The 11,932-nt window shown below is 51.7% G+C and carries 4 protein-coding genes; all 4 read right to left on the bottom strand.

What is annotated here, in order from left to right; all coding sequences use genetic code 11:
* Positions 1-9 precede the first annotated feature (9 nt).
* Positions 10-951, bottom strand: a complete 942-nt coding sequence (locus IEY46_RS01960) for an ABC transporter permease subunit (protein ID WP_229750002.1) — start codon at positions 949-951, stop codon at positions 10-12.
* A gap of 169 nt (positions 952-1,120) precedes the next feature.
* Entirely contained in the window at positions 1,121-2,947 is a 1,827-nt protein-coding gene (locus IEY46_RS01955; protein ID WP_188988623.1) for a cache domain-containing sensor histidine kinase, read from the bottom strand.
* Positions 2,925-4,559, bottom strand: a complete 1,635-nt coding sequence (locus IEY46_RS01950) for a response regulator (protein WP_188988621.1) — start codon at positions 4,557-4,559, stop codon at positions 2,925-2,927. Before IEY46_RS01950 ends, IEY46_RS01955 begins: the two co-directional genes overlap by 23 nt.
* A 699-nt stretch (positions 4,560-5,258) precedes the next feature.
* Positions 5,259-11,810 (bottom strand): WIAG-tail domain, encoded by a 6,552-nt coding sequence (locus tag IEY46_RS01945; protein ID WP_188988618.1) that lies wholly within the window; start codon positions 11,808-11,810, stop codon positions 5,259-5,261.
* Positions 11,811-11,932: the final 122 nt, after the last annotated feature.

The following is an 11,932-nucleotide window of genomic DNA, read 5'->3' as shown; positions in this document are numbered from 1 at the left end:
TACAAGTCCCTATATGATGCTGTTGCCTCTAACTTTTTTGGAAAGATAATTCACACTGAACAACAGAATGATGCTGATGACTGTCTTGAGCATCCCAATTGTTGTCGCATACGAATAGTCGCTGGTCACAATGCCCAGCTTGTAGACATAGTAGTCAAGAACTTCGATTTTGCTGGAAACCAGACTGTTGTAGAAGACCAGATATTGCTCGAAGCCGGCAGAAAGGATATTGCTGATCTGCAGAAGCAGCAGAACAAAGAAAGTGGAGCTGATCCCCGGAAGGGTAATGTGTAGGATCGTCCTTAAGCGGCTTGCTCCATCTACTTTGGCAGCTTCATACAACTCATTGTCGATACCGGCTATTGCGGCGATGTAGATAATAGATGAGAATCCGATGTTTTTCCAAACGTTTATCGCCGTCTGGAAAGGCCAAACGATCTCACCATTGCCCAATACGTTCATGGGTTCCTTGATCACATGCCAGTCCAGCAGCAGCTTGTTTATAAGTCCTTCCGAAGAAAACATCGAGAAGGCAAGCGAGAATACGATGACCCAGCTGATAAAATTGGGGAGCGTAGTCGTTGTCTGAATGATTCTCCGAAATCTCTTGGACTTCACTTCATTCAGCAGGATGGCGAGCAGAGCCGGAAGCGGTGAACATAGGATGAGAAGAAAGCTGAGAGCAAGCGTGTTTTTCAGAACGCGTATAATATCCTCTCTGCCCTCTGTCACCAATATTTTAAAATAATCGAACCCGACGAATGGGGTTTTGTCCAATGGAATGCCGGGTTTAAAGTTATAGAAGGAATAGATCCATCCGAAAAGCGGCACATAGTTGAAAGCAAACACTAGCAAAACAAAAGGGATTGCCATCAACAACAAGACCATGCTTTTCCTTGGTTTTTTCTTTCTGAACTTTTCTTTTTTTACGCTTACCAATGAATGAGCCACAGTTCATTTCTCCTCTCTGGAATGATCATAAATAAATTCAGAGAGGGAGAGAATGAAATAATCCTTGATTTTATTGAACGATTCCTTCATAAGAGGGGGAAATAACAGGCTTTCGCATCCTAACTTGCATTTTTTTGCGAAAAGTTGAACTTTTTTGGGGGGATATTGTTTATTCAACACTTTTGGGCATAAGGATCGAGACCTTTGTTCCTTCGCCATAAATGCTTTCAACCCGCACGCCGTACGGATCGCCAAAGCTTAAAAGAATTCTTCTGTTCACATTGTAAATCCCTATACTAGCATTATGGTTTTTCGGTTTCATTTTATCGGGGCTGGCAAGCGTTTCGTTGATTTCGGTTAATTTCTGAGGGTCGATGCCGCCTCCGGTATCGGAGATGATGATGCTGAAGTCATTTTCATGCTCAATTCCCGCGATAATAAGCCGGATATCATTCCCATGATTTTTCATACCGTGAATAACCGAGTTTTCAATAAGCGGCTGCAAAATAAACTTCAATACTTTGCATGCAAACAAGTTTTGCGGAATATGCAGCTCAAACCGGATTCTGTTGCCGTATCGCCAATTCATAATTTTCAAGTAATTTTCAAGATAATCGATCTCTTCTTTTAACGTACAGGTAGGCTCGGTATCCTTAAAGGCAGGCCTCATCATATTTCCGAGCGCGACAATGCTGTCATAAATATTTTTAGCTTTTATCATGGCCGCCATCCATTTAATCATATTGAGCGTATTATAAATAAAGTGCGGGTTGATTTGCGATTGCAGCGCTTCAATTTCCAGCTTCCTTTTTTCATCCTGGATTTGATCGTTTTTATTGAGAAGCTCGACGATGCTGACAGACATTTCATTAAATCTCGTTATGACAAAACCAAATTCGTTATTCGGAATTTTTGCAAAGGTCGACCCCAGCTTCCCGCTGCTCAAATCGCGCATTTTGCCCGTCAGCATATTCAACGGCTCCATCGCTTTTCTTAACCAGTAGAACGAGGCCATGAAGATAAACAGCATACTGAAAGAGAAAATGATCACGATCATTTTCTGCATGGCAAATATATCCCCCGAATAAATCGCCAAAGGGATTTCTCGTACAATATACCAATTTGTATGCTTGAGCTTATAATAGACAATTTGAATTTGTCCATCGGCTTCTTTGGACACATAGCTGCCGAAGCTGGCTTCCTTGTGAATCTGGGATGCGGCAGGACTTACAGTCCCAATCTTGGTCCCGTCGCTGCTGGAAATGATCTCATCGCTGCCGTTGATAATGTACATGTTTCCTTCGCTTGCATCTACCGTTGCGGAATAAACGGATGCAAAGTTCCTCTCGTCTATGTTAAACACAAGAATGGCGCTCTTTCTCGTGTCATAAATCGGTTTGACGGCTCTTACGACGCTGATCAGATGGGTTTTGCTGCTGATGATGCTGGGGTTGAAATAGGTTTCATTTTTACCACCTTCCAGAACGAGGGCTGGAAAGGAATCCGTAGCTTTTTCAAAAATTTCGTGCTGGAACGCGTTCCCGGCCCCTTCATTATCCCGGTTGATTAATATATTCCTGGCGCTTCCTCCAATTTCCCCGCTGTTCCTGGTATACATGTAAATGGAATTGATATGGCTGTAATTCGAGAGAAAATCCGTTATTCGTCTCAATATGCTTTTATGTGTTTCCATCGCGGCAATTTCATCGCTGTTTATATTGGCTACCAGAAATTGCTGAACAGGCTCGTCCATGATGAACAGCTTGGACAGTCTGTCGACATCATTGATCGTAGCCGTCATATTTTGCTCCAACTGGCGGAATTGCTGCAGAAGATATTTCTCGTTCTGCCCTTTGACGGTTTCCAGCATAAAGCTGTAGCTGAAGTAGGATCCGACGGCCAGAACAACAAGGCTGACAATCATAAAATATAGGATCAACTGGGTGCGCAGGCTGTTCTTAAACTTGTACCGCTTAATCCACTCTACTATCCTCATTGTCCATATCCCCAGTCCATTCTTTCATCCGCTGCCTGCGGTATTCGTTGGGACTTAAACCTGAGCTTTTTTTGAAGACTTTGCTGAAATAGGTCGGTTCGGTAAAGCCGACTTCTTCGGCAATTTCATAAGACTTCAAATACGTGCCTACCAAAAGCTCCTTAGCCCGCTCAATTCGCGCATGATTCAAATATTCAATAAAGGTAACCTGCAATTCTTTTTTAAAGAGGGTGCTTAAGTAGCTCGAGCTTAGCTTTACATACTCCGCCACCTGAACCAGGGAAATGTCTTGGCCGAGATGGCTGTCAATAAACTGTACCGCCGCCGCGACTTCCTTGCTTAATTTCTTTCTATTCCGCACATGATCCAATGCTTCGGAAATAAATATTTTGAAATCCGCAATCATCTGGTCGAGCGTATCGCATTGCTGAATGTTCCGGTTGTAATCCAATACAAGAGCGCTATACGGTTCGCCGCTTGCGTAACAGGCAGCGGAAATCCATTGAACCAGCCCACAGAAAAATTGATTAAACATTCTTTTATCTTCCGGCAAACGCTTTACAAAAGCATCTATTTTTGCGTTGTACTTGACCGCCCCCTGCTCTCCCAGCAGTTTGGATAATTCGGGGGAATGCTTCAATGCCTCGATTTTGTCAGCGATTTGCCCATCCGGCCTGTAATGGGTTGAGCCTATCAATAAACCCGTTCCCATAAAAAATTTATGTTCAAGCGCTTTTTGAGCTTCCTGATACAGCTTCCCAAGCGAGGCAAATCCATTATCGATAGGGCTGATCCCAAAGGACACAGAAACGCCGAAATAAGTGCCGATCACTTCTTTGATGCGGTTCAACGTGCCATGGAGCTCCTGATGTACAGCTTGTTCACTTGCGGTATCGCCGAAGCTGAACAGGGCAGCATAGTGCATGTCGTTTATATAGAACGCCTCTCCCCTGCCGCTGTTGCCCAATATCTCCTCCAACATATTCAACAAGGACATCTTAATCAATTGCCCTTGTTCATCCCTGAATTTTTCCGCCAAATCCTTGTAATTGTCTATTTCCATGACACACAATATCAATCTGGCCGGACTGAGGCGCAGCTTTAGTTCATCCACATTTTTTCCGAATTCTTGTGCCGAATAAATGTTGTAAAACATGAAATCCTTCAGAAGCTTTTCTTTTACAAAATAACTGTTCGCCTGTACGACCGGTTTCGCCGGCTTAATGTCATTGCGCAGCTGCAGCTCCTGATAGGTTTTCTGTAAAACCGCTTCCATTTCTTCCTCCGTCATGGTCAGTTTAATCATATAATCGGAGACTCCAAGCGAGACAGCCTTCCGAGCCAAGTCAAACTCTTCCATGCAGGTTAAGACAATAATTTTGGTCCATTTATCTTTTTCTCTAATTTTGGAGATGAGAGTCATCCCGTCCATCTCAGGCATTTTCAAATCTGTAATAACGACATCCGGCTGTTCCCGGCTATACCACTCCCATGCTGTGCGGCCATCCGACGCATCCGCGACAACCGTCATATTAAATTTATGCCAGTTTACAGAATTTCTTAATCCCAATCTCACAAGCATCTCATCTTCTACAATTAGGACTTTATACATATAACTCCCCCTAGCTGCTGCTATCACTAACATTGGAGCATAAAACGGGATGTCTTGCAACGATCGACCTGTATTTGTATTGCTTATAAATACAAATTTACTATAGGGCAACCAAAAAGATCCGTCAATATGAAGGAGAGTCCCCCTCCCTAAATCCCTCCACAGGAGGGACCCCAGAGAGGGCCGCCCCTCTGGACTCCCGGAAATAGCATAACGTGGGCGATTGCAGAGAACCGGATGTGAGTTACTATTTGTAATGATCGTTTTCGTCCCTGCGGGACACACTTCCTTATCTCTGCTCTCGTGCCACCTGACTTCGTCCCATCATAACGTTGTTGCCCAATTTGCTATTTGTTCGAGGAGAACGTTTACCTCAATATTCGATGAGAGGCTTGCTTCAATAAGCTTCTCTTCCCTGTCCCGAAGGGACATTCGCCAGCTCGGGTGCGCAAACGTACAAGTGGGTCCCGTATGGGACGGCACCGCCTACGTTATTCCTTTCCGTCGGAAACCTTTGGGGCCCCCCTCTGGGGGATTTAGAGGGTTATCTCCTGGGGGCAGCCCTTTCGTCCTCCCTGAAAACTTATAAATTCTGGCTATGATATAAAAAGTCCGGCAACGGATTATACCCGCTGCCGGACGTTGCTCTTGAAATAGTAGTTGCTTCCTTCCGCCGCACTCTTAAGCCCATGCCTCCAGCTATCTGCTGCCAATGGCGATCCAGTTGACGAATCCTGCCGGTTCCGGAAAAAGACGAGTCCGCACAACGGTCAGCATGGCTGTATCTGTTGTTTTGGCTTTTATGAATGCATAACAGGATAACTGGTCCGTTGAAGCCACCAGTGCATATTCATCACTCGCGAACGGTTGCTGGAATGCGATCTCGATATCCAGCTGCTCACCCTGGCCGACGAAACTGTAGGCCGCCAGGCCGAATTGCTGGCAGACCGCTGCTGTTGCCGCGGTGGCAGTCACCGCCGGGGCTGGGCTATCCGAAGGCTCCGGATTCGTTTTAGTTTCCGGTAGCGTTTCAACGGTTGCTTGATCGGCATCGGGGAACAAAGAAGCCAATACCTCTGGTGCAAAATGTTCCGCTTTGATAGAGCCTGGGGCTATTTTGTCGGATGTAACAGCTCCTGCCGCCAGTTTCTCCGCAGCCACCGCTCCGTCTTCCAGACGCGATGCCGGTATCAATCCGTTTGCCTGCTCAAGGTCTGGAAGGAGTCCCGGCGCTAATTTGTCTGCCGTAATCGCCCCGTCTTCAAGCGAATCCGTACCTACCGCTCCACGAGCCAGCTTCCCGCTCGTTACGGCACCGTCGCAGAGCAGTTCACTTTCGACGGAACCAGCAATAATATTGGAAGTCGTAATGGATCGGGGTGCGATTTTGCCCAGAGTCACGGCTCCTGCCTGCAGCTGCTCTTGACCGACCGAGCCGGAAGCGAGCTTCGAGGCGGTCACCGCTCCGTCCTGAAGGCAATCTCCCCCGAAAGCATCCTCAGCCAGTTTACTTCTGGTCACCGCCCCGTCAGCGATCGTGCTTGTGGTGACAATTGCGGCGGCAAGCTTAGCTCCAGTAATCGCCTGATCAGCCAGGACCTCTGAGGTTACCGAGCCGGGAGCCAGCTTTGATGCTGAAATCGCACCATCCGCGACGGCCTCTGATCCCACCGCTCCTTCGCCAATTTTATCCCGGGTTACCGCATGTGCGGCTATCGCATCGGCATGAACCGCGCCAGTTGCCAGCTTCGCTTCCCCGACAGCTCCATCAGCCAGCGCATCCGCGGTCACGGCTCCCTGACCCAGCTTCGCTGCGGTCACAGCGCCATCCACCAAATGATCCTCGCGAACCGTTTCCGTACCGAGTTTCTCCGAAGTTACGGCTCCTGCCGCAAGCTTCGCTCCTCCGACAACTCCGTCGGCCAGCGCATCCGCGGTTACGGCTCCTGAAGAAAGCTTCGCTGCGGTCACAGCGCCATCCACCAAATGATCCTCGCGAACCGTTTCCGTACCGAGTTTCTCCGATGTTACGGCTCCTGCCGCAAGTTTCGCTCCTCCGACAACTCCGTCGGCCAGCGAATCCGCGGTTACAGCTCCCTGACCCAGCTTCGCTGCGCTCACAGCTCCATCAGCCAAATGATCCTCGCGAACCGTTTCCGTACCGAGTTTCTCCGAAGTCACAGCCCCAGCCGCCAGCTTCGCTCCCCCGACAGCTCCATCGGCAAGCGCATCCGCGGTTACAGCTCCCTGCCCCAGTTTCGCTGCGGTCACAGCACCATCCACCAAATGATCCGAAAGGACCGTGCCTGCTTCGAGTTTCTCCGAAGTTACGGCTCCTGCCGCCAGCTTCGCTTCCCCGACAGCCCCATCAGCCAGCGCATCCGCGGTCACGGCTCCAGACGCCAGCTTCGCTCCTCCAACAGCACCATCAGCCAGCGCATCCGCGGTCACGGCTCCAGACGCCAGCTTCGCTCCCTCGACAGCTCCATCAGCCAGCGTATCCGCGGTTACAGCCCCAGCCGTCAGCTTCACTCCCCCGACAGCTCCGTCGGCCAGCGCATCCGCGGTCACAGCTCCCTGACCCAGCTTCGCTGCGGTCACAGCACCATCCACCAAATGATCCGAAAGGACCGTGCCTGCTTCAAGTTTCTCCGAAGTCACGGCTCCCGCCGCCAGCTTCGCTCCCCCGACAGCTCCATCAGCCAGCGCATCCGCGGTCACGGCTCCTGCCGCCAGCTTCGCTCCCTCGACAGCTCCATCAGCCAGCGCATCCGCGGTCACTGCCCCATCCGCCAGCTTCGCTCCTCCGACAGCTCCATCGGCCAGCGCATCCGCAGTTACGGCTCCCTGACCCAGCTTCACTGCGGTCACAGCTCCATCCACCAAATGATCCGAAAGGACCGTGTCTGCTTCAAGTTTCTCCGAAGTTACAGCCCCAGCCGCCAGCTTCGCTCCCTCGACAGCTCCATCGGCCAGCGCATCCGTGGTTACGGCTCCCTGCTCCAGCTTTGCTGCGGTCACAGCGCCATCCACCAAATGATCCGAAAGGATTGTGCCTGCTTCGAGTTTCTCCGAAGTCACGGCTCCCGCCGCCAGCTTCGCTCCCGTCACGGCCTCATCTGCCAATGCCTTTCCGGTAACTGCATTGGGTGCCAGCTTCCTGTCCGTTACCGATTCATCTGCCAGCGTTTCTGACCTTACCGAGCCTGCAGCGAGCTTTTCACTCGTTACTGAGCTGCCTGCCAATGCTTCTTCGCCTACTGCCTCCGGCGCAAGCTTCGCTGCTGTCACGGCACCTTCTGCCAGCGCATCCGGTCCAACCGCTCCGTCACCCAGCTTCTCAGCCGTTACCGCTCCATGAGACAAGGATTCCGTCACAACCGCGCCGAGCGCAAGTTTCGCTTCCGTGACCACCCGATTTGCCAGCGCTGCGAAGCCAACCGCTCCCTCGCCCAGCTTTTCCTCGGTAACCACGCCCTGTGCCAGCGAGTATCCCGTCACCGATCCCGCTGCTAACTTCGCCCCGGTTACCGCTCCATCGGCAAGTGAATCAGCCCTAACGGATCCTGCTGCCAGCTTATCATTGGTTACCGCCGCTTCTGCGAGTTTATCGGAACCGACAGAGCCGTCCGCCAGTTTCATACTCGTTACAGCTCCCGGCGCCAGTTTCGTTTCCGTGACAGCGCTGGCCCCCAGTGCATTGGTTCCAACGGCGCCGGAAGCCAGCTTCTCACCGGTCACCGCTCCAGCGTCCAATGCTGCCGAATTTACAGCTCCTTCACTTAGCTTGCTGCTTGTAACGGCCCCGTTTGCCAAGATGTGCGCAGCAACTGCTCCCGGTGCCAGCTTGTCGGCTGTAACCGAATCCGGCGCAAGCTTCCCGCCACTGACCGCGCCCTCCGCAAGCGCAGCTGTTTCGACTGCACCGGCTGCCAGCTTTGCTCCTGTTACCGCGCCATTGGCCAGCTCCACAGAGGTGACTGCCGCCAATGCAAGCTTTGCCGTTGTCACTGCTTCATCGGCCAACGCAGCGGTGTCCACTGACTTCACAGCAAGCTTCGCTTCGGTTACCGCACCATCGACCAGCGCGCCGCTGCCGACTGATGCAGCAGACAGCTTCTCTGCCGTCACTGCACCGTCAATAAGAGCCTCTGTCCCAACGGCGTTGCCCGCCAATTTGTCTTTTGTGACCGCCCCCTCAGCAAGAGCGCGTTCTCCGACGGATCCGTCAATCAACTGCTCCTTCGACACGGACTGAGCCGCAAGTTTGGCAAAGGTTACAGCCCCGTCCTGAAGCTCCGTCTCACTGACAGCATCCGCGGCAAGCTGCTCCCTGCCGATGAGGTTTTTCTCCAGGTGTTTCGCCCCAATGGTTCCGGGTTTGATTTTGCCGCCGGGCAGGATGCCATCCGGTGCTTTCTCGAAAGCAAACAGCTCCGTTGCCAGATGCGCCTGCGTAATGGATCCTTTGCGGAGATGATAACCCTGAATCGACTCCGCCTTCAAATGTTTACCGGCTATGCTTTCCAATTGGATATGGTCGCCATTTACCGACACAGGAGCCAGTTTCTCGCCGGTAACCGCTCCAGCAGCCAGTTGCCCCGTACCCACAGCCTGATCCGTCAAATGCTGCTGCTCAATACTGTCTTTCTGCAGGTGGTTGCTTCCGATCAGCAAATCAGCCAAATGACCGGTATCAATTACTCCCCGGCCCACATGCCAGCTAAGAACCGCCCCATCCTGCAGAGCCTGTGGACCTACGACGCCATTTTGCAAATGAACGCTCCCGACACTTCCCGCGGCAAGCTTATCTTCAGTCACAGCTTCTCTGCCGAGATGCCGTTCACCCACACTTTCATTGCCAAGATGGACACCCAGCACGGATTGTTCCGCCAAATGCCTGCTGACCACCGATTCATTCTCCAGATGTCCGCTGTTCACCGCTCCTTGTGCCAACTTCTCTCCGGTTACAGCCCCTTCAGCCAGTGTTTCGCTGACGACGGCCGATCTCCCCAGATGAGTAGTATGAATGGCACCGGCACCGATATGCCCGCTTTCGATAATACCTGCTGCCAGATGGGCACCTTCTACGGTTTGCGGGGCTATCTGCCCCCCAGTCACGGCATGGGATGCAAGCTTCGCTGTTGTAACACTGCTGTCTGCAAGCTTCGCTGTGTTTACAGCCCAATCGGACAGCTTATCCGTGGAAACACTCTCCGGGGACAGTTTGAGGGAATTCACAATATGATCGGCAAGATGATGAGAGAATACGGCTCCCTGGGCCAGATGTTTCTCCATCACGGATCCAGGTGCAAGCTTAGACGATTTCACTGCGCCATCCTGCAGGGCATAAGCGCCCACAGAGTTTTCTGCAAGATGCGAAGCCTGAATCAGGTTTTTCTGCAAATGGGCGGATCCAACCGACTCCGGAGAGATGGCGTCTTCGCCAACGGAACCTTCATACAGATGATAAGCGCGGATTGCATCTGGCGCGATCTTATCGAAGGTAATCGACTCGTCACTCAGATGGCGGGTCTGAACGGCGTGGTCGGCGATCTTCCCGACACTGACGCTGCCAGCTGCCAGCTTGCTTTCACTCACAGCGCCGGCTGCCAGCTGTTCTCCGCTGACCGCCTCCGTGCTAAGGTGGATTCTCTGGACAGCCCCCGCCGCCAGCTTCTTCGTCGTGACCGACTTGTCTGCCAGATGAATGGTGTCCACGCTGTCGGCTGCCAGCTGTTTGCCTCTGACCGAATCAGCGGACAAATGCTGCTCCTCAATGCTTTCCTCCGCAATCTTATCCGCACTGATGCTTGAACGCCCAAGATGGCGGGTCTGAACCGCTTCATCCGTTATCTTGGCGGCAGTAATGCTTTGGTCCGCGATTTTGGATGACGTTATGGCATGATCGACCAGCTTGATCGTTGAGATGGACATATCGGCAATCTTGGGGGAAGTAACAGCCAAATCGGCGATATGCTGGGATCCAATTTCATCAGCTCCGATATGGGCGGCGTTTACAGCTCCGTCTTGCAGATGAAGCGGTCCGACTGCTGCCTGTGCGATTGCCGGCCCGTTTACGGCCCCTTCCTCCAGTTGTTTGGAGCTCACTGCTCCTTCGGCCAGGTGAATGGCGTTGATTTCGCCCGGGGCCAGATGCTTTCCCAGCACAATCCCATCCGAAACATGCTCAGCCAGCAGCAGACCTGGCTTCAGATGCACGGAATCAATAGAACCTGCTGCAAGCTTATCGCCCGTTACCGCTTGATCACGAAGCTTGGACTTGGTAACGGACCCGTCAGCCATTTTGGAAGTATGAATGGCATCATTGGCGATGTTCTCTGTCCGGATCGCTCCGCTCCTGAGTTTACTGGACGTCACCGACTGATCGCCGATAAGATCTGTCGTTATTATGAACGGCTTCAGGTGCTTTGCCTCGATTGAGCCCTCTGCGAGTTTGTCGGCGCTGATCGTCCGGTCCGCGAGCTTCTCCGAGGTGACGCTGCCGTCCCGTATTTTCTCACCGGTGATGGAACGGTCGCGTATTTTGGCACCGGATATGGCGTTTCGGGTAAGATGATCGCTCATAATGGATTCAGGGGCGATTTTGGAAGCATTAATCGCTCCCTCGGCGATTTTGATGCTTTCAACGGAAAAGTCAGCCAGCGATTCTGTTTGAACGGCGCCCGGTTTTATACGGGAGGTTTCAACTGCGCCCGGTGCAAGCTTGTCGAAGGTAATCGCATCGTCTGCGATATCATCGGTATAAATGAAGGGAATAGCAGGATCCGGAAGCCGCTTCTCTTCTACACGCTCCTCTTTGCTGACTGCCTCTGCGAGGATCGGTTGTTCAGTCTGAATTGAAGCGACGACTTTCTGATCTCCCGTCTCCACCAGGGCATCTGTCTGAAGCAGCGGATCCACCGCCTGCCCATCATTCTCAGCACGAATTCCGTCTTCTTCAACCAGATCCGCGGAGTCACTTTGTTCCTCTATGGGGCTTTGTTCTATTCCTGCCTCCTCCGCTGAGGTATCTTCGACCGTCGGCTCACCGGTTTGCAAGTCTGCCGATGGCTCCTCTAAAGCAGCCACCGAATTGACCGTAACGGTTCGATCGTCCACTGTCCGTCGCACCGGCTGCTTGTTTTTCTGTAAATTCTCAATCCATTCCAATTCCGAAGTGTTTGGATTGTCTACGAAAAATAACGGTTTTCGTCCTTTGGGACTCTTCCCTTTGCTGTTCTTGGCCATAGCCCTCTCCTTCTTCCGCCTGAAATGTCATAGGTATCATATGCATTCACCTATAGGCAGGTCACATAAAAGAAGAATCATTTCGGGAGGTCAGCTTCTCAAATCCTCGGCATTAAACGTGA

It is taken from the genome of Paenibacillus nasutitermitis, from assembly GCF_014641075.1.
GTDB lineage: Bacteria > Bacillota > Bacilli > Paenibacillales > Paenibacillaceae > Paenibacillus_Z > Paenibacillus_Z nasutitermitis.
This window is presented reverse-complemented; position numbering and strand designations above follow the sequence as displayed.